Source organism: Glycomyces sp. NPDC021274 (assembly GCF_040641195.1).
In the GTDB taxonomy this organism is placed as follows: domain Bacteria; phylum Actinomycetota; class Actinomycetes; order Mycobacteriales; family Micromonosporaceae; genus Glycomyces.
On the sequence record NZ_JBFADC010000010.1, the window covers coordinates 46,025 to 64,995 of the forward strand.

At 68.9% G+C, this 18,971-nt stretch carries 18 protein-coding genes and 1 pseudogene; 9 read left to right on the forward strand and 10 right to left on the reverse strand.

Going from position 1 to position 18,971, the window contains the following annotated elements; translation table 11 throughout:
• Window positions 1-310 precede the first annotated feature (310 nt).
• Entirely contained in the window at window positions 311-1,339 is a 1,029-nt protein-coding gene (locus tag AB0I03_RS20140; protein ID WP_360415004.1) for a GNAT family N-acetyltransferase, read from the forward strand.
• 77 nt (window positions 1,340-1,416) lie between these two features.
• Here the strand turns inward: AB0I03_RS20140 and manA are convergent, their stop codons facing one another.
• The 5 genes from manA to AB0I03_RS20165 all read right to left on the reverse strand — a co-directional run bounded on the left by manA (window position 1,417) and on the right by AB0I03_RS20165 (window position 6,311).
• Window positions 1,417-2,565 (reverse strand): mannose-6-phosphate isomerase, class I, encoded by a 1,149-nt coding sequence (gene manA / locus AB0I03_RS20145; RefSeq protein WP_360415006.1) that lies wholly within the window; start codon window positions 2,563-2,565, stop codon window positions 1,417-1,419.
• A 152-nt stretch (window positions 2,566-2,717) separates the two neighbouring features.
• Window positions 2,718-3,911, reverse strand: coding sequence for an SIS domain-containing protein (locus AB0I03_RS20150; protein WP_360415008.1), 1,194 nt, complete (start codon window positions 3,909-3,911; stop codon window positions 2,718-2,720).
• 215 nt (window positions 3,912-4,126) lie between these two features.
• Window positions 4,127-4,300: a Trm112 family protein gene (locus AB0I03_RS20155; protein WP_205326859.1), complete on the reverse strand. Its 174-nt coding sequence runs from the start codon at window positions 4,298-4,300 to the stop codon at window positions 4,127-4,129.
• 3 nt (window positions 4,301-4,303) lie between these two features.
• Window positions 4,304-5,698, reverse strand: coding sequence for a phosphomannomutase/phosphoglucomutase (locus tag AB0I03_RS20160; RefSeq protein ID WP_360415010.1), 1,395 nt, complete (start codon window positions 5,696-5,698; stop codon window positions 4,304-4,306).
• 178 nt (window positions 5,699-5,876) lie between these two features.
• Complete coding sequence (locus AB0I03_RS20165) at window positions 5,877-6,311, reverse strand: DUF3499 domain-containing protein (protein WP_360415012.1); 435 nt, start codon at window positions 6,309-6,311, stop codon at window positions 5,877-5,879.
• Window positions 6,312-6,432: 121 nt separating this feature from the next.
• On the opposite strand from AB0I03_RS20165, the gene AB0I03_RS20170 reads away from it, so the two are divergent.
• On the forward strand, window positions 6,433-6,864 hold the full coding sequence (locus tag AB0I03_RS20170; protein ID WP_360415014.1) for a metallopeptidase family protein: 432 nt from the start codon (window positions 6,433-6,435) through the stop codon (window positions 6,862-6,864).
• Window positions 6,865-7,300: 436 nt separating this feature from the next.
• Here the strand turns inward: AB0I03_RS20170 and AB0I03_RS20175 are convergent.
• The 3 genes and pseudogenes from AB0I03_RS20175 to AB0I03_RS20185 form a co-directional block, all read right to left on the reverse strand.
• A pseudogene (locus AB0I03_RS20175) lies at window positions 7,301-7,552 on the reverse strand (WhiB family transcriptional regulator); the annotation flags it as partial.
• A gap of 329 nt (window positions 7,553-7,881) precedes the next feature.
• The gene (locus AB0I03_RS20180; RefSeq protein ID WP_360415016.1) at window positions 7,882-8,403 is read right to left on the reverse strand and encodes a hypothetical protein; all 522 of its coding nucleotides are present in this window, start codon (window positions 8,401-8,403) and stop codon (window positions 7,882-7,884) included.
• An 8-nt stretch (window positions 8,404-8,411) separates the two neighbouring features.
• Window positions 8,412-9,500, reverse strand: a complete 1,089-nt coding sequence (locus AB0I03_RS20185; RefSeq protein WP_360415018.1) for a sugar phosphate nucleotidyltransferase — start codon at window positions 9,498-9,500, stop codon at window positions 8,412-8,414.
• A gap of 189 nt (window positions 9,501-9,689) precedes the next feature.
• Between AB0I03_RS20185 and AB0I03_RS20190 the strand changes: the two genes are divergently transcribed.
• Window positions 9,690-11,810 (forward strand): alpha-galactosidase, encoded by a 2,121-nt coding sequence (locus AB0I03_RS20190; RefSeq protein WP_360415020.1) that lies wholly within the window; start codon window positions 9,690-9,692, stop codon window positions 11,808-11,810.
• Window positions 11,811-11,997: 187 nt separating this feature from the next.
• A complete protein-coding gene (locus tag AB0I03_RS20195; RefSeq protein WP_360415022.1) occupies window positions 11,998-12,426 on the forward strand; it encodes a hypothetical protein in 429 nt (142 codons plus the stop codon).
• A 55-nt stretch (window positions 12,427-12,481) separates the two neighbouring features.
• Here the strand turns inward: AB0I03_RS20195 and nucS are convergent, their stop codons facing one another.
• Window positions 12,482-13,147, reverse strand: a complete 666-nt coding sequence (gene nucS / locus AB0I03_RS20200) for an endonuclease NucS (protein WP_360415024.1) — start codon at window positions 13,145-13,147, stop codon at window positions 12,482-12,484.
• A 366-nt stretch (window positions 13,148-13,513) separates the two neighbouring features.
• Between nucS and AB0I03_RS20205 the strand changes: the two genes are divergently transcribed.
• From AB0I03_RS20205 to AB0I03_RS20220, 4 genes are all read left to right on the forward strand, one after another.
• Window positions 13,514-14,815, forward strand: coding sequence for a hypothetical protein (locus tag AB0I03_RS20205; protein WP_360415026.1), 1,302 nt, complete (start codon window positions 13,514-13,516; stop codon window positions 14,813-14,815).
• A gap of 171 nt (window positions 14,816-14,986) precedes the next feature.
• Complete coding sequence (locus AB0I03_RS20210; protein ID WP_360415028.1) at window positions 14,987-15,499, forward strand: hypothetical protein; 513 nt, start codon at window positions 14,987-14,989, stop codon at window positions 15,497-15,499.
• Between the two features lie 157 nt (window positions 15,500-15,656).
• On the forward strand, window positions 15,657-15,941 hold the full coding sequence (locus AB0I03_RS20215; protein ID WP_360415030.1) for a hypothetical protein: 285 nt from the start codon (window positions 15,657-15,659) through the stop codon (window positions 15,939-15,941).
• A gap of 67 nt (window positions 15,942-16,008) precedes the next feature.
• Window positions 16,009-16,443 (forward strand): hypothetical protein, encoded by a 435-nt coding sequence (locus AB0I03_RS20220; protein WP_360415032.1) that lies wholly within the window; start codon window positions 16,009-16,011, stop codon window positions 16,441-16,443.
• 43 nt (window positions 16,444-16,486) lie between these two features.
• Here the strand turns inward: AB0I03_RS20220 and AB0I03_RS20225 are convergent, their stop codons facing one another.
• A complete protein-coding gene (locus tag AB0I03_RS20225) occupies window positions 16,487-17,251 on the reverse strand; it encodes an NAD(P)H-dependent oxidoreductase (RefSeq protein ID WP_360415034.1) in 765 nt (254 codons plus the stop codon).
• A 164-nt stretch (window positions 17,252-17,415) separates the two neighbouring features.
• Here AB0I03_RS20225 and AB0I03_RS20230 point away from each other — a divergent pair, with 164 nt between their 5' ends.
• Window positions 17,416-18,963 carry an Hsp70 family protein gene (locus tag AB0I03_RS20230; RefSeq protein ID WP_360415036.1) on the forward strand — a complete coding sequence of 516 codons (1,548 nt, stop codon included), beginning with the start codon at window positions 17,416-17,418 and terminating at the stop codon, window positions 18,961-18,963.
• Window positions 18,964-18,971: the final 8 nt, after the last annotated feature.

The following is an 18,971-nucleotide window of genomic DNA, read 5'->3' on the forward strand; positions in this document are numbered from 1 at the left end:
CTGCTTGGAGCACTCTCGTTCGGGGCAGGGCCTGTTGCTCGGACCACTGTTTCGAGGCCGCGGAAAATTTTTTTCCGGCAACGCGTGTTTCGGCTTGACACTGCCGAGGCTGTGGGTAATATTGCAGATACACAGCGTCACGGAGATGCGGAGGGCCCACAGGGTCCGGAACCATCACCGAGACGCCGGGGAATACCAAACCGGGGGGAGTGCCGGGCGGTCTGGGGTGGCCGCCCGGCACATTTTTGTGCCCACCCGGTTCCGAAATTCGATTGCGCTCAGTCCCGGAATGCGGGACCGTACAGGGCAAATGAGCGACATCGACATCACCCAGATCGATCCCCTCGACACCGAACTCGTCGGGGCGTGGATCGCCATGCAGAACGCCGTCATCGCGCACGACCGCCCTGGCGACGCGCCCTACAGCCCCGCTCACCAGCGGCTGCGCCTCCTCCTCTATCCCTCCGCCGTCTCCGTGGAGCGCTACGCCGCCCGCGTCGACGGGCTGATCGCCGGCGCCGTGGAACTGGTCTGCTACCTCAAGGACAACCAGCACCTCGCCAGCGTCGAGCTCGAAGTCCACCCCGACCGCCGCCGCCGCGGCATCGGCACGCGCCTCCTCGAATTCACCGAGCAGCGCGTCGCCGAACTCGGCCGCGACACGATCCTCAGCGGCGTCGCCGAGACCGTCGAGGACGCGCCGACGGTGGACCACGCCGGCCGCGAGTTCGCCAAGGCCCGCGGCTACGCGGCCGTCGACAACGAGATCCACCGCCGCAACGACCTCTTCGCCGTCGATGACGACGACCTCGCGAGCCTCTACGTCGACGCCTGGGACAAGGCCGCCGGGTACGAGCTCGTCCAGTGGGTCAACCACGCCCCCGAGGACATCGTCGAGGGCATCGCCGCCATGCGCGCCCGCATGTACACCGACCCGCCGATGGGCGAGGAGCTGGACATCCGACCGGCCGTCTTCGACGTCGAACGGGTCCGCAACGAGGAGCTCGTGCGCGCCGACCGCGGCGAACTCCAGCTCGCCGCCGCCGTCCGGCACGTCGAGTCCGGCGAGGTCGCGGGGATGACCGACATCCTCGTGTTCCCCGGCAGCGAACTCCACGCGGGCCAGAACGACACGATCGTGGACCCGGCCCACCGCGGCAAGCGGCTCGGCACGATCCTCAAGATCGCCAACCAGCGCCTGCTGCGCGAGTACCGGCCGAAGCTCCGGTACGTGCATACCTGGAACGCCGAGTCCAACAACCACATGATCGCCATCAACGAGGCCGTCGGCTACCGGCGCTTCTGCCGCGACATCGACGTGCAGAAGAAGCTCGCCTAGTACGCGAAGCATTCCTGCTGCTCAAATGGAACGGCCCCGGCGTGCAGACGCCGGGACCGTTCCTTCGCTCTGGGGCGCTAAGCGCTGGCGATGAACAGTTCGCCTTCGCCGCTCGCGACGACCGGACCGGCCGTGCCGGGCGAGAACGCCGCGCGGCCGGGGGAGAGGGCCACTTCTCCCTCGTCGTCGGCGACGATGACGTTGCCGCCGGTGCTCAGGCAGATCCGCGGGCCGTCGACGTCGATCCGGATCGGCTCGCCCGTGAGTGCGACGCGCCGCAGCAGGAAGTCCTCGATCGGGACCGGCCACGAGCGCACGGGGCCATCGTCCTCGACGATCGCGCGCGGCTCGTCGATCGCGTTGAAGTCCAGGACCCGCAGCAGCTCCGGCACGTCCACGCGCTTGTTCGTGAGGCCGCCGCGCAGCACGTTGTCGCTGGCGGCCATGATCTCCACGCCGAACCCGTTGAGGTACGCGTGCAGGTTCCCCGCGGGCATGTACACGGCCTCGCCGGGCTGGAGCGTGATGTGGTTGAGCAGCAGGCTCACCAGGACGCCCGGGTCGTCCGGGTACGAGCGGGCCAGGTTCACAAGGTCGGCTGCGTCTGCGGTGCCCTGCTCCGAGGCCGCCTTCGCGGCGGCGTCGATGATGCCCCGGCACTCCTCGCGCCCGAGCCCCAGCAGGTCAGGGACGGCCCGGCGCAGGCCGGCCTTCGGGTCGCGCAAGGTGGAGCACAGCGCCGCGAGCTCGGGGACGCCGAGCACTTCGATGTCGGCGGCGGCCGCGAGCGGGTCGCGGAAGCCGCACATCGCGCGGAACTCGGTGAGCGCCACCAGGAGTTCGGGCTTGTGGTTGTCGTCCACGTAGTTGCGGTAGGCCGCGTCGATGCCGATGCGCATTTCGCGCTGGTGGCCCGAGTTGGCCTGGCGCAGGTTCGGGTGCGCCTGGAGTGACAGGGGCTTCCCGGCCGCGAGCAGCTTCATCAGGAACGGCAGTTTCGGGCCGAAGCGGTCGAGCACGCGCGGGCCGAGCATCGCGGCGGGCGCGGAGGCGATGGCGTCGTCCAGGGGACGGCCGTCGTGGAGGGTCGAGGGGGCGCTGTGGTGGGCGCCGAGCCATTCCTCGGCTTCGGGGAGGTCGGCTGGGACCTCCCGGCCCTGCAACTGGGCGATGTCGACTTGCGATCCCCACGCGTAGTTGCGGATGACACCGTAGAGCCCCTGCACCGCCGCTCCTCACTGTTCGGGTTGAAGGCCTCAACTCTAACGGTTCGGCTCGCGCGTCCCGCCACCCCGGCCCGTCTGAGCGCGGGACGCGGCAGGCCGCGGACGGCATCGCCGTCCGCGGCCCTGCAAGCGTTGCGGCCCTTGCGGATCCGCTATTCGGCCCCGAGGGTGGCGTCCTTCATCTCGGAGACGGCCGGGACCCGCATCGGGTCGAGGCCGTGGGCGAGCGCCAGGTACACCGACGCGAAGTCGGGGACGGCGATGAGCGAGGCGAGCCGCTCGAGCGAGCAGCCGCCCTCGGCGGGGAGCACGTCGCAGCGGACGCCGCGGCGCGAGGCCAGGTCGGCCACGGCTTCGGCCCGGCGCACGTCCGGCATGGGGCCGGTGTCGTCGCCGTCGAGGCCGTCGTCGCGCATGAGCACGATCCGCAGGCGGGTCAGCTCGGCGTCCTCGGGGTCGGCGAAGATGTCCGTCTGCCCCTCGGCGAGCGAGCCGAACACGCCGTCGAGGAGGCCCACGCGGCCGCGGCCGACCTCGCCGAGCTCACCGGAGACCACCGGGTAGCGGGAGTTCGCGGCGAGCATGTCGCCGAAGCGGCGGGCCGCGACGCCCGCGAGCGGGCTCGATCCCCAGATGACCGGGATCGACCCGGCCAGGTTCATCGCGAGCTCCTTCGCCGGGTTGACGTACGCGTCGGCGTCGGGACGGCAGCGTTCGGCGTCCTCGTCGAGCCGCCGCGCGGTCTCGGCGATGTCGGCTTCCACGAGGTTCACGAGCCCGAGTTCCCTGGCGGCCATGAGGACCGGGACGGTGAGCGCCCACAGGCTCAGGCGCGCCGGGGCGCGGCGCGGCACGGCCACGAACGAGGCGCGGGCGCGCTCGGCGAGGGCCTGGAGCTCCGAGTCGGGGGCGCCGATGGCGACCAGTCGCGCGCCGCGGCGCGCGGCGGCCTCGGCGGCGGCGAGCGCCTCCGGGCTGCGTCCCGAAGCCGAGACGGCGATGACCACGTCGGCCGCACCGACCCAGCCGGGGACGCCGGCGGACCGGTGCCCGAGGATCGGCACGGGGCAGCGCGGCCCGGCCACGGTGGCGAGGATGTCTCCGGTGCGCGCGGCGGTGCCGACGCCCGCGACGACGACCGCCCGGGGGCGGCCCTCCTCGGCGAGCGCGGTGAGGCCGGCGTCGGCGGCGAGCGCGGCCGATTCGCGCAGCTGCGGCCCGGCCGAGGCGAGGGCCCACAGGGCGCCGCCGGGCCGGATGGACTCGCTGAGGTCGCCTTCGATGCGACGCTCGTCGGGGAGCCGGTCGCCGGTGATCCCGGCGAGGCCGTCGTCCTCAAGACCCATGCTGTACTCCTCCTTGGCCGGTGCGGCCTCGACGGTTCACTTCATTGCCGGGCAGTACATGTTCACGGCTCGCAAGCGCTGCCGAGCAGCCGCTTTCACGACCCGCGGGCCCCGTGGAGGCGGCCTCCGGCGGCTCGTGCGCCGCCGCGTCACTGCTTGCAGATCCTGCCGCGCTGTTGCGCGCACTCTTCGGCCCGGGAGCCGAGCGGTGCGGGCTATTCCGGGCCGTCGAGGAGCATCACGGGGATGCCGTCCTCGACCCGGAAGACCTTGGCGCACTCCGAGCAGGTGAGCGCGTTCGCCTCGCGGTCGTACGAGAGCGGGGCGTGGTGTGGCTCAGGGCAGCGCAGCAGTTCGAGGAGCACTGGCTTGGGCGCGGTGGCGGGCATGGGCTAGTTCCTTACGGTGCGGAGGATGTCGTCCCGCAGCCGCTCCATGGACGCCTGGTCGGGGCCCTCGGCGTTGAGGCGCAGCAGCGGTTCGGTGTTGGACGGGCGCAGGTTGGCCCACGAGCCGTCTTCGAGGTTGATCGTGAGGCCGTCGAGGCGGTCGGTCGAGACCCCTTCGCGTGCAGCGTACTGCGCGGCGACCTCTTCGATCTTCGCGTGCGGGTCGGCGACCTTCGAGTTGATCTCGCCGGAGGGCACGTAGCGGACGAACTCGTTCGCCAGATCCGAGGCGCTGCGCTCGCCTTCGCCTACGGCCGCGAGGACGTGCATCGCGGCGAGCATCCCGGTGTCGGCGAACCAGAAGTCGCGGAAGTAGTAGTGCGCGGAGTGCTCGCCGCCGAAGACCGCGTCCTCCTCGGCCATCACGGCCTTGATGTAGGAGTGGCCGACGCGGGTGCGCATGGCGCGGCCGCCGTGCTCGGCGATGATCTCGGGGACGGCCTTCGAGGTGATCAGGTTGTGGCACACCGCGGAACCGGGGTGCTTCGCGAGTTCGCGGGTGGCGATGAGCGCGGTGATCGCCGAGGGGGTGACCGGCTCGCCGTCGGCGTCCACGACGAAGCACCGGTCGGCGTCGCCGTCGAAGGCCAGGCCGAGGTCGGCGCCGACCTCCTTGACGCGGGCCTGGAGGTCCACGATGTTCTTCGGTTCGAGCGGGTTCGCCTCGTGGTTGGGGAAGCTGCCGTCGAGTTCGAAGTAGAGCGGGTCGATCTCCAGCGGCAGCCCGGGGAGGAGCTGGTCGCCGAGGACGGCGGGGACGGTGTACCCGCCCATGCCGTTGCCGGCGTCGACCACGATCTTGAGCGGGCGGATCTCGGAGAGGTCGACGAGCGCGCGCAGGTGATCGGCGTAGGCCGCGAGGAAGTCTTCCTTCGTGACCGTGCCGACCCGTTCAGGCTCCTCGACGATCGAGGCGAGATCCTGGCCGGCGTCGAGGATGGCCTGGGCCTTGTCGCGGATCTCGGCGAGACCGGTGTCGAGGCCGATCGGACGCGCGCCCGGCAGGCACAGCTTCAGGCCGTTGTACTCGGCCGGATTGTGGCTGGCGGTGAGCATCGCGCCGGCGACGTTCCGCTGCCCGGCGATGAAGTAGAGCATGTCGGTCGAGCACAGCCCGGCCTCGATGACGTCGGCGCCCATCCCGGTCGCGCCGCGCGCGAAGGCTTCGGCGAAGCCGGGGCCGGAGTCGCGCATGTCGTGCCCGACGGCCCAGGTCCTTTCACCGGTGACGGCCACTGCGGCCGCGCCGATGGCCTCCATGACCTCGGGAGTGAGCTGCGAACCGACGAGTCCGCGCACGTCGTAGGCCTTCACGAAATCGCTGAGTCTGGGTGCCACTCAGTTGCCGCCTTTCCGGTGTTGCGGGTCCGGTGGGGAGACGTCCGGCACTCTCGGCGATGCTCATTCATGGCTCGCAAGCTTCGCCAAGGCTGCTTGCGAGCCATGAATGAGCATCGCCAAGGCTGCTTGCGAGCCGTGCATCGGCACCGTCGCAGGAGACCGCCCCGTGACGAGACTAGCGCTGTAGGTCCTCGTCGCCGGACACCACCCGGAGGTGACGCCTGGCACCGATCTGGGGCGCGGCGGGGCGGAGCCCTTGGCGCGGAGACGCATCGGCCTCGTCGTACCGGCCCCCTGCCATCGGGGCCGCTTCGGGCGGCTCGAGCTCGTGCCTGTCGCCCACGGCGGCTTCCCGCACGGCGTTGGCCAGGGCGACCAGGTCGTCGTCGGTGGGCATGGGCACCGTGTAATCGCCTTGATGGCGGACCAGTTCCCAACCATGGGGCACGGTGAGGCGCCGGGCATGCGCATCACACAGGTCATAGCTGTGGGGTTCCCGCGTCGTGGAGAGCGGGCCGACCACAGCCGTCGAATCCGAGTAGATATATGTCAAAGTGGCCACCGCAGGCTGGCGGCAGCCGTTCCGGGAGCAACGCCGATCCGACCTCACCCCACGAAACTACCACTCGCGGTGGCGAAGTCAGCGGCGCTGAACTGTGGTCCGATGCGGAATTGTCCGGATCGCGATCGCGGGGACCGAATTCGTCGGGCGCGAACGCTATGGTTTCCCCATGCGCAGAGATCGACACGGACGGGGGATGCGGGGGCCGTTGGCGCCCCGCGCGCTGCCGCTGCGTCGCACGCCCGTCGAGCAGTTCGACGCGCTGGTGATGGATTCGGTGGCCGCGATCGAGCGCCGCCTCGCGGACACGCTGGGGTCGAAGTTCACCGATTTGCGGCATATCGAGTTCGCCGTCGACGAGGTGCCGCCGGAGTCGCAGCATTACGACGCCGACATCGTGGAGGACCGCGGGGTGCCGCTCGCGAAGCTGTACCCGGCGCAGCCGGGCACGATCGCGGCCTCGCCGCGGATCGTGCTGTACCGCAGGCCCATCGAGCTGCGGGCCGAGGGCAAGTCCGAGATGGAGGGGCTGGTGCGGTCGGTGCTGGCCGAGCAGCTCGCGTCGCTGCTGAACCTGCCGCCCGAGGACCTGGAGTTCTGAGGTCGGTTCGCTTCTTGTTCGAAACGATCGGTGTCATACCGGCGACGTAGTGTTATATCAGGGGTCCCCTAAGGGGACAAATCGGGAATATCCTGTTTCATGTTCGCGGGACGGGCTGTTGCGGCGGCGCAGGGGCGGGACTTCGGTGTCCCGCCCCCGCCGCTCGCTCGTAGGGACGTGCTTATGCGGCGACCGGGATGCGCTCCTGCACGACCGGTTCCTCCGCGAGTTCGCCGACCGGAGCGGGCATGCGGGCGCCGACCAGCTCCTCCAGCAGGCCCACCTGGGCGCCGATGCCGCCGCCGACCAGGACCGGCTCGGCATGGCGCTGCTCGGCCGCGAAGACGACCTCCGTCGCCAGCGCGGGGTTGATCATCGGGCTCGGGAAACACACCACCACCGGCAGGCGCTCGGTGCGCCGCCGTGCCGCTTCGCGCGCCTGGCGCTTGATCTTGCGGCGCTCCCGTTCGGAGAGCCCGCCCCAGATGCCGAAGCGCTCATCGTGGTCGAGTGCGTACTGCAGACAGTTCTCTTTGACCTCGCACCGCGCGCAGATGCGTTTCGCATCGCGCGTGGACCCCCCTTTTTCGGGGAAGAACGCCTCCGGATCGGTCTGCGCGCACAATGCGCGAGCCTGCCACTCCGGAACGTTACCCAACAGGTCGGCCAAGTAGTCACGGCCGTCCATATGCGTCCGCCTCCTCGTTCGCGCACCGGCAGAACCGGTGCTCCCCCCTTGCAATCACTTGCGCTGCACCGGGATGCGGATGGCGGGCTGGACGCGTCCCCTCCCCTGAAACGCGTACGGCCCTGCTGCGGACGAGCCGGTCGTCCGCTGGTGCCTGTCCTGCATGGTTGTGCTTCTTGGTGAAGCCCGGTGCCGGCGGGCGGCCTGTAGATGGGGCCGCACCGCCATTACTCGTCGCTATGGACGATGAGTGCTCATCGCTATTCGGTCACGGTTCGATATCAGACGATAGCGCACAGTGAACTGAATGATGGAAGGACCCCTCAGACTCACGCTTGTGGGGGACTTGTCTTGACAGGTCCAGGAGTGGAGGATCGCTCGCGAGTTCCGTTCCATCGCACCGAGACGAGGCCGATTCCGGCCAATGTCAACCACACCGCGTCGAGCAGTAGTCGCTCCACGGCGGCGCGGGTGTCGATGAAGACCTGTCCTTCCTCAATCAGCTGCCTGGCATCGTCGAATCCGTACCGGGCTGCCGACAGTGCCAGCAGTACACCGATAACGAGGTAGGCGACATAAACGAGACGGGTAAGGCGCTTTGTCACCCGTCCGGGTCGCGTGTCGGGGGCGAGGAACGCCGCAAGTGCTGGCAGGGCGACCGGGAGGATCGAGAAGAGCGTGCTGCGGGCCTCGTCGTTGTAGCCGATCCCGGCGGCGCGGCGGAGGGTGTCGTCGCGCGGGTCGAGGCCGACCCCGAACAGCCACTGGGACAGTGCGACCGCGATGACCGTGATCGCGAGGGCGAGGAGCAGGCCGGCGAGGACCGACCGTTGGCGTGACCCGAGCTTCATGCGCGCCATTAGACCAGATCGGTTCGGTTGGCCTGCTTGAGTTCCTCGACCAGGCCTTTGACCTCCTGGGCCCTGTCTCTGGGGCACACCAGGAGTGCGTCCGGCGTGTCGACGATGATGAGGTCGTCGACGCCGACGGTGGCGATGAGCCGCCCGGCGGCCGGGACGACCACGTTCCGCTTCGACTCGGTCAGGAGCGTCTGGCCGGAGCCGCGCGGCTCGACGACGACGTTGCCGACCTTGTCGTTGGCCTTGAGGACCTGGCCGAGGGTGTTGTAGTCGCCCACGTCGTGCCATTCGAAGTCGCCGGGGACGACGCCGACTTTGCCCGCGGCGGCGGCGGGCTCCATGACGGCGTAGTCGATCGAGATCTTCTCGAGGGTCGGCCACAACTGCGCGAACAGGGCCTCGCGGCGGTTGGAGTCCCAGGCGGCGGCGAGGGTGCGCACCGCGTCGTGCAGGGCGGGCCGGTGCCGCTTGAGCTCGGCGAGGTAGACGTCGACGCGCCACACGAACATGCCGGCGTTCCACAGGTAGTTCCCGGCCGAGACGTACTCGACCGCCGAGACCTGGTCGGGCTTCTCGACGAACGCCCCGAGCTGGTAGCCGGGGCCCACGGCGGGACCGAGCCGCAGGTAGCCGAAACCGGTGTCAGGGCCGGTGGGGTTGATGCCGATGGTCATGAGGAGGCCTGTGGAGGCCAGCTCCATCGCCTTGGCGACGGTCTTGGCGAACGCCTCGCCGTCGAGCACGAGGTGGTCGGCGGCGAACGAGCCCATGATCGCGGCCGGGTCGCGCTCGGCGATGACGGCCGCGGCGAGGCTGATCGCGGCGGCGGAGTCGCGCGGCGAGGGCTCGACGAGGATGTTGTCGCCGGGGACGTCGGGCAGCTGGCGGGCCACGTCGACGGCGTGGGCCGCGCCCGTGACGACGTAGACGTGGTCGGGGTCGGACAGCAGCCGCGCCCGTTCGACGGTCGATTGCAGCAACGACGAGTCGGTGCCCGTGAGGGGCAGCAGGAACTTGGGCCGTTGCGCGCGAGACAGGGGCCAGAGCCGAGTTCCGGAACCGCCCGCGGGGACCACCGCGTGAAGCATGCCAATAGTCTTGCATGCCGCTCCCACGTGCCCGTTCACCACCTGCGGCGGGCCCTTCGGAGTGACGCGGCGGTTGCGGTCGCGTGAAGATCGGGGCAACTCGGGCCCGTCCTAAGGCATGATACCGGTTTCTATGCGGGGCGGCTCCCGGTGCAGACTGGAGCCGATCTTGATCTTGAGGAGACTGCAATGCCCATCCGCTTCGACGAAGCCGCCCGCACCTGGCACCTCACCGGGCCCGGCCTCTCCTACGTCGTCGGCCTCCAAGGCGGCCTGCCCCGCCAGCTCCACTGGGGCCCCGCGATCCCCGACGAGGCCGTCGCCTCGCTCGCGGTCGAATGGCGCGAGGCCTACTCGTGGGACGACCGGCTCCACACCGGCGCCGAGCTCCTCGGCGAGCTCGGACCGCAGTTCGCGACCCCGTCCCTGCAGCTGCGGCACCCGGACGGCGCCAAGGGCTTCGCCTGGAACTACGCCGACCATACGATCGAAGAAAACGCTGTGGAGGGCGACCACCTCGCGATCCGCTTCACCGACCGGACCCTGGCGCTCACCCTGCACTACCGGCTGTGGGACACCGGCGTGCTCGACCGCTGGGCCTCCCTCGACGCCGCCCCGGTCGAACTGACCCGCTTCGACTCTGCTCCCTTGGTCGAGATAACCCGCTTCGACTCTGCCGCCTGGACTGTCCCGCACTGGGGCGATTACCGGCTCTCCCACCTGAGCGGCGAATGGGCCGCGGAGTGGCAGCTGCGGCGCGTCCCGCTCCCCGTGGGCGAGACCGCGATCGGCTCGCGGCGCGGCGGCACCAGCCATCAGGCCAACCCCTGGGTCGCCCTCGACGACGGCACCGCCACCGAGACCGCCGGCACCGTCTACTCCACGAACCTCGCCTGGTCGGGCTCGTGGCGGGTGCTGCTGCGTCGCTCCGCCCAAGGGCGCGTGTCGATCACCGGCGGCGCCGGACACGAGGGCCTGCGCTGGACCCTGCGGGACGGCGAGACCTGGACGACCCCCGTCTACTCCGGCCTCTGCACCGCCGACGGCTTCGGCGGGGCCTCCCGCGCCTGGCACGAGCACCTGCGCCGCCACGTCATGCCCACCCCCGACGAGGACGCGCCCGTCCTGTTCAACTCCTGGGAGGCCGTGTTCTTCGATGTGGCCGAGGAGAAGCAGCTGCCGCTCGTGGACCTCGCCGCGCGCATCGGCTGCGAGCAGTTCGTCGTGGACGACGGCTGGTTCGGGCGGCGCGTCACCGACCACGCCGGCCTCGGCGACTGGTGGCCCAACCCCGACCGGTTCCCCGATGGCCTCGGGCCCCTGATCGACGCCGTCCACTCGGCCGGCATGAAATTCGGGATCTGGGTCGAACCCGAGATGGTGAACCCCGACTCCGACCTCTACCGCGCCCACCCCGACTGGGTCCTGCACCAGGCCGGACGCGACCGCACCGAACTGCGGCAGCAGCTCGTCCTCGACTACGGCCGCCCCGAAGTCGCCGCCTGGGCCTTCGCCTGGCTCGATGCGCTATTGAGCGGCAACGACATCGACTACCTCAAATGGGACCACAACCGGCCCTGGACCGAAGTCGGCCGCCCCGACTCGACCGACCCCGACCGGGCCTGGTTCGAGCACGTCGAAGCGGTCTACGCGCTCAAAGCACGCCTGCGCGCCGAGCACCCGAACGTGCGCATCGAAGGCTGCGCGGGCGGCGGCGGCCGCGTCGACCCCGGCATGCTCCGCCACGTCGACCAGGTCTGGACCTCCGACAACACCGACGCCGGCGACCGCATCGCCATCCAGTACGGCTTCAGTCAGGCCTACCCCGCGCGCGCCATGGACACCTGGATCACCGACGAACCCAGTGGCTTCAACCAGCGCACCACCTCGCTGCGGTTCCGCTTCCACGTCGCCAGCGCGGGCGTGCTCGCGGTGGGCGGCAACCTGACCGAGTGGACGGAGACCGAGCTGGACGTGGCCACCGAGCTTGTGGCGCGGTACAAGCGGTTGCGGCCGGTCGTGCAGCACGGCGTGCAGTACCGGCTCGGCGACCCGGAGAGCTCCCCGCTCACCGGCGTGCAGTACGTGCGAGGGGACCAGATCGCGGTGCTGGCGTTCAAGACCCCGTGGCACTGCAACCGGCCGCTGCCGCCGCTGCGGCCCGAGGGGGTCGCGTCCGACTCGCGCTGGCTCGACGAGGACACCGGCGAAGTCCACTGGGGAGCGACACTGAACGTGCTCGGCCTGCCACTGCAATGGGGCGGCGTCGATTGGGACTCCGCCACTCTGCGACTGCGCAGAGTCGAGTAGCGGCTCCACGGTGTAATTGCTATTCGGACACACACGTTCGGTGATTGTCCTGTTCTGATCGGGCGCAGTGAGCGGAATCTCGGGAATGGGCGAGCTGTGCGCCCGGTGCCGATTTGCACCATTGCCTTAGACTGCATGCTGTTCCGCCCGAGCAACCCGATCGATCGACATCAATAGGAGTTATCCCGTGGCTTATCAGCCCGCCCCGGCGCCCATGCAGCAGCAGCCCGTCCCCGTCAAGCAGGGCAACGGCTTCGGCGTGACCGCGCTTGTGCTCGGCATCGTCGCGATCGCCGGCTTCTGGATCCCGCTGCTCAACATCGGCAGCATCATCATCGGCGTCATCGCGTTGATCTTCGCCATCATCGCCCTCGCCAAAGCGGGCTCGCGCGGCGGCAAGGGCAAAGGCACCGGCGGCACCGGCCTGGTCCTCGCCGTGCTCGCGATCGCCGGCTCGATCGTCTGGAACATCATCGTCGTCGACCTGCTCGAGGACGCGGGCGACACGATCAAGGAGGACTCGATCCAGGAGTGCGTCGAGGCAGGCGAAGGCCTCCTGACCGAAGCGGACTGCGAGGCCGAGTGGGATCGCCTCCAGGCCGAGCTCTCTGAGTAGTCCCTGAAACAGTAAGGGCCGCAACGCGAATGCGTTGCGGCCCTTACTCGTCGTCTCAGAACAACCTGGGCTGGCTCTCGTCGACCGCCCCGCGCAGGTCGTCGTAGTCCAGGACCACGCAGCGGATGCCGCGGTCCTCGGCGAGGACCCGGGCCTGGGGCTTGATGGCCTGGGCGGCGAAGACGCCGTCGACCGGGGCGAGGAGCGGGTCGCGGTTGAGCAGCTCGAGGTACCGGGTCAACTGCTCGACCCCGTCGATGCCGCCCTGCCGCTTGATCTCCACGGCGACGTGCTTCCCGTCGGAGTCGCGGCACATGAGGTCCACGGGCCCGATCGCGGTCGGGTACTCGCGGCGCACCAGCGACCAGCCCTTCCCGAGCGGCCCGGTGTCGGCGGCGAGCAGCTCCTGAAGGTGCGCCTCGACGCCGTCCTTCTGCAGCCCGGGATCGACGCCGAGCTCGTGGCTCGAGTCGTGGAAGACCTCCTCGATGGTGATCTTCAGTTGGTCGCCGGTCTTCTTCGAGGTCACCGTCCACTCCGCGGCGCCCTCGACCACGGTGCACGGCGGCGTCATCCAGTTGAGCGGCTTGTACGACCCCCCGTCGGCGTGCACCAGCACGCTCCCGTCCGCCTTCCAAATCAGCAGACGGGTGGCCATGGGCAAATGGGCAGAAAGCCGCCCCGTGTAATCAACCTGGCACCGTGCCACCAACAAACGCATGCCGAAAACCCTACCTGTGATGCCCCGACCCACGGGAACGACGGGGTTGGACCAGTGGACTGCTGGTTTGCTACCGCCCGGGTCGCTTCGGGTGCGATGAAAGTCCGGGTGTCGGACCACTGCGCTAGCTTTCTCGCACCTGCCCGACGCGGTTGTGAGACTACTGCCCTAATCTTCTAGCCCGCGCACCACCGACGAGTTGACGACGTACCGCATGACGTTCCTGTTTGGGCTAGTGTTCTGGGCGCCGGACTGTGCAGTTGGATCGACAACCCGATAACCCCCAAGCCGATGGCGTATCACCCCGAAGCGAGCGGATCTCCGTCGTGAGGCGCCGTTGGAATGAACTGGATAGTGAGCACTTCCATGAGACGCGTCTTCTTGAGCGCAAGCCTCCCGTTGTTGCTGGTGGCAGCCTGCCAATCGGGCTCCGAAACCGATGGTGGGGCCTCGGACGGCAGTTCTGTGATCGAGGCCGGCGAAGATCTCGATGTGTCGACGGTGGGGACGACGACCGAGCTGGCCTGGTCGGCCACGACCCTAGCGGGGATGGCGGCCGTCGTGGAGGACGTGGTCGTGTTCTACGAGCTGGACGAAAACAGTGACCTGGTCTTGACAGGAGCCGCTGTCGACAGCGGTGAGCTCCTCTGGCAGCTCGGGCAAGGGGAAGACGGGATCGACGGCACCGAGCTTCGTCGCTGGCTGGCGCCGAAGCCGACGAAGGTGGAAGTCGTCGACGTCGACGGGGTGCCCGCGGTGCTCGCTCGGGCGCTCGATGGCGATGTCAGTGACGCGTCACCGGAATGCGGCGAAGTGACAGCGCAGCACGCGATCGTAGCCGTCGAAGCCGCGACCGGCGAGATTCTCTGGACCGGCCACCCTGCGCCACCGCAGCCGGAGAACACTTGTGACCCGTATTTTGAGCATGACCTGGTCACCACCGCCGACATTGCGGTGGTGAACGGCTCAGGCAATGGGTCGAGAGGGGCGTACGGCAGCGTCGCTCTCGACTTGGACTCCGGAGAGGTCTTGTGGCAGCGCGACGGTATCGAAATGACCCGCTCGACCAGCAACGCGATCATCGGCGTTCGCAACGTCACCGACGAGGCAGATTGCGGCTTCGACCACGAGTACCTCTATGCCGGGATCGACCCCGGCAGCGGAGAGGCGTTGTGGGAACTCGACCCCTGCGAGAATCCCTCGATTCTCGGTTTGCTTGCAGAGCAGGTGCTGTTCGAGGTCGGCGAGGGCGACACCGCTGCGTTGCGTGCACTCGACGCAGTCACCGGTGAGGTCCTGGCTTCCTCTACTGGAGGGACACTGCCTGAGATCTGTCCGACTGACGGCCACAGCCTGATCGTGTGCTCCGTTGCGGCAGGCGGGGAAGAGGCTCTGCTGCTGTATGACGCGGCGGTTTCGGCGTTCACGGTGCTCGATTTCCAGACCGAACCGGATGCCGGGTTCACGTATCTGCTCTGGCGGGGACAGATGGCCTGCTACTCGATCGACGCGAACGTCACCACGCTCTACGACTTGGAGAACGGCGGAAAGACTGCCCAGTTCCCCGGCTGGTGGTCGGGCGGATCTGATTCGTACCGAATGTCAACGCCTCCCGAATACATGGCTGTAGCCGATTCACCACTCGAGGTCTACACCGTCTCTGACTGACCGAAGCTCGGAAGTGTCATGTTTATAGATGTTCGATCTGACGATGCGGCGCTCGGCCGGCTGACTCCGAGCGCGCGCAGCTTCGTCTACTCACATGGCGTCCGGACGGAGCCCCGGCTGCTGGACCAATATCGGGAAGACTGGATCGGTCACGGTATTCCGGTAGATGTAGTGGACCGTGCCGTTGCGATCCAGAGGCTCTGGGGCGGCCTCGTTTTGCCTCCGGGTCCGTTCTACGACGGCGGCGCCAGGTACTTCGATGTCGGCGGTTTCGAGCGCTCCGAGAGTGGTGAGTGGCTGTTCGAGATCGGGCCCTCGAGGACCGCCGTTCCGTACGGATTCATGATCGGGCCCGAGGGTGCGTTCGGGATCGCCACGACCCGGTGGGTGCCGTTGCACGGCACGATTGAGGGATGGATTGAATCGGTCTCCTTGGCGCACGACGCCTTCGTCTACGCCGAGCGGGTCACTCGCTATACCGGCACCCGTGTGGAGACCATCGACTTCACCGAACTCGAACCCATCGAGGTCATCGCGGGCATCACCGACAGATGGTGGCGGGGCGACGATGTGCTCGTCGCCCGCTCCTCGGGTGAGGCCGAGGCTTTCGATGCCCCACAGTCGCGCGTGGCACTGAGGTTCACGGGTGATCTCAATTGGCTGGCGAACCGTGGAGTGTCGTAAGCCGGCGACTCGTCTCAGGCGCTCGTGTGCGGCCTGACTCGGCTGGGCTGCCGTGGCTAGCCTGAGACCTGGGCATGAGCAGCGCCGGATTCGCGTGCGTGGCAGGTATATCGGCAGGCACGGGTCTGTCGGTTCGTTGAATGGGGAAACTGAGACCGTGGTGACGCTCCAAGAGGCGAGACAGGCGCTCGAGCGTCACTTCGCCGAGCATCCGCCGGCGATCATGGGCGACCTCTACATCGCTGAATGGTATGAGGACGAGCAGGATTTTCTTCCCGTCTGGGGTTCGCGGCAGTTCCTCGTCGAAGGGCGCGAGGCGTTCGGGCGATGGGACAATCTGGTGATCTTCATCGACAAGCGATCCGGCGACGTGCGTGAAGAGATCCACACGCTGAACTTTGAGAAGGTCCGCAAGATGACGCCGATTTCGGTCCCGGCGTGATTGCCGCCGGAGTGGCTGGATCGATGCCTCTTTCGTGGTCCCGCCGAGGCCGTGATACTGCTGCTGCATGACCGAGTTTCGCGATTTCAACTTCAAACTGATCGTCATCGACGAACTCATGTACCGGCAGCAGGTCCTCACCCCCGCCTTCGATCTCGATAAGAGCATGCTGGCGCGGGGTATCGACAACCCGGCGGTGTACGTGCTCGAGAACGAGTTGGACGATGTCGTCCTTGACGAGTCACGCACCTACTTCGAGGGGCTGGAGATCGGCGACGAGCTTCTGGCCTGCGTCGAGGAGCTGTGCTTCGACGCCGGCTTGGACATCTACTGGCACTGCGCGCCGGCCTGGGACGGTGAGGACGACCTCTTCGACGTCCGCTCGCTGGACGATCTCGTCCTGCTTCCCAACCTCAGGCGAGTAACTGCGGTGAACAGCGGCACCCTGACCGCACCTGACAAGAGGGAACTTCTCGCTGCCCGCGGCATTGCGGCGAGCTGAGCAGCGCCAGTTGAGCGGCGCATCCATGAGCTCATGGGTCGGGTCAGCGGGCGAGGTGGAGGTTGAAGCCGGTGGTGCCGGGGGTTTCGCGGCCCGGGGCGAGTTCTGCGGCGTCGGGGTGGGTGAGGGCGGTGTAGTCGCCGCCGGTTTCGGGGCGGTACGGGAGGGGCGCGGTGGTGAACGCGGTCGTGAGGCGCTGGCGGAAGCGTCCGGTGATGTCGTTGTAGGCGTCTTCGGTGAGGTGGACGGCGCTGTGGGCGACGAAGGGCGGGAGGACGTCGAAGCCGGTGAAGTAGAGGAGGCCGTGGTTGAGGGGGAAGAGCAGGTCCTCGATGGGGCCGTTGACGCCTCGCGGGGTGTAGTGGCCGGCGCGGCCGCCGGTGAGGGTGGCGAGCATGGCGCGCTTGCCGGCGAGGGGGCCGTCGCCGTAGCGGGGGATCGAGGCGCCGTAGGCGAAGTTGTAGGTGAACACGCGGTCGATCCATCCTTTGAGGATCGCCGGGACGGTGAACCACCAGAGCGGGAAGAGCAGGACGACGAGGTCGGCGTCGAGCAGCTTCTGCTGCTCGGCCTGGATGTCGGGGGCGAGGCGGCCGGTCTCGTAGGCGGTGCCGGAGGCGTGCATGAAGTCGGGGCCGGTGATGCCGTCGAAGTCCGTGAAGTCGGCCGCGGACTGCCATTTCATAGCGTACAGGTCGGAGACCGCGACCTCGTGACCGCCGGCCTCCAGTGTGCTCACGGCGAGGTCTTTCAGTGAGGCGGTCAGGGAGTTCGGGTCGGGGTGCGCGGAGACGATGAGTGCTTTCATGCCGGCAAGCCTCGCCCGGAACGCCGGGGCGCACCAGAGTCCACTTTTCCTGGGACCGGCAGGGCCACCTTCGCTGCGGAAATCGCAGGGCCGCAAGAGGATGCGAAACTGTGACCGACCCCACCCATTGAATCGGTTCGATTCCACCCAATAGACTCAGGCGCATGCAACCCTCACCCCGAGCCGTCGCCGTGGGGGTCGACCTCGGGTCTTCGACCACGACCGTGTCGACCCGTCGCCTCGATCATCGGGCCGAGTCCGAGGAGGCCGAGCCCGCCGAGGCGGCATCCGGTACGTCCCGTTTCGTGGCGGCGCCTGCCGATGGCGCGGCCCTGCCGGGTCTGCCCGGCGACGAATCCGCGCTCGTCGTCCTCGCCGTGCCCGCCACCTGGACCTCGACCCGCCGCCGGGCGCACGCCGAGGCGGCCGCGAACGCCGGGTTCGAACCGTCCTTCCTCGTGTCCGAACCCGAGGCCGCCGCCCGCCAGTACGCCGAAGTCCAAGGGGACGAAGCGGAGTCGCACCCGCCGCTCGTGGTCTGCAACATCGGCGCGGGCTCGTGCCACATCGGCGTCGTGAGCCGCGAGAGCGACCACTACACGGTCGAGGCGGCCAAGAGCGCCGACGACATCGGCGGACGCGAGTTCGACCGGCTCCTGCTCGAGTACCTGGCCGGCCGGCACCGCCAAGCCGACCCCGAGTTCTGGGCCCGCGCAGGCGATCCGGCCGAGACCGCGCTGCGCGCCGAGGTGCTCGACGAGGTCAGGCGCGCCCGCGAGCACCTGAGCGACCACCCTTCCGTGGCCGTCTCGCTGCCGGGCCTCGCCCGCGACCTGCGACTGACCCGCGAAGACGCCGACCAGTGCCTGACCCCTGCGATCCTGCGCACCGTCGGCCTCGTCGAGGAGGCGCTGCGGGACTCAGGCGTTGAAGCCGACCAGCTCGCGGGCGTGCTGCTGGTGGGCGGGGTGAGCCGGATGCCGCTGGTCGCCACGGTCCTCGGCCATCATCTCGGCCTCGAGCCGGTCCGCCCGGACCTGCCCGACCTGGCGATCGCGGAGGGCGCGGCGCTGGCCGGGCTCGCCCGGATCCGAAGCGACAGCGGCGAACCGGTCGATGCGCCCGCGGGGTTCGCCCGGCTGCGCACCAGCCCTGACGTGCTCGTGACCGTGATGGTGATCGTCTTCGCGGTCGCCTCGTTCGCGGGCGTCGCGCTCCTCGCTCGCAGCGAGCTCTCCGACGAGATCGACGGCGACCTCGGCCTCGCGCCCACGCCAGGGGTCATCGACGAGACCACGGTCGAAGCCACCGAGCCCGCCCCGTCGGATGCCGCCTCCTCCGCCGAGCCGACCGCGACCGAGCAGGCCCAGTCCACAGAGGAGGTCGCCGTGTCGGAGGCCGGGTCGTCGCCCACGCCATCCGATGCTGCACCTGCCTCGAGCGCGACGCCGTTCGCCCCGTCCGCCTCGGAGCAGGGGGAGGACACCGCCGAAGTGCCCAATGTGGTGGGATCGAGCCTCGCCGAGGCGAAGCGGACGCTCGCCGAGGCCGGGTTCACGGTCGTTGCGGCCCAGGGCGAGCGTCGCGGTTCCGGGAGCCCTTCCCAAGACGACTGCGAAGTCACCGCGCAGACGCCGAGCGGCGGTTCGGACGCCGAGCAGGACGCGATGGTCACCCTGCAGTACGTGTACGTCGGCAACGACTCCTGTTGAACGGCGAA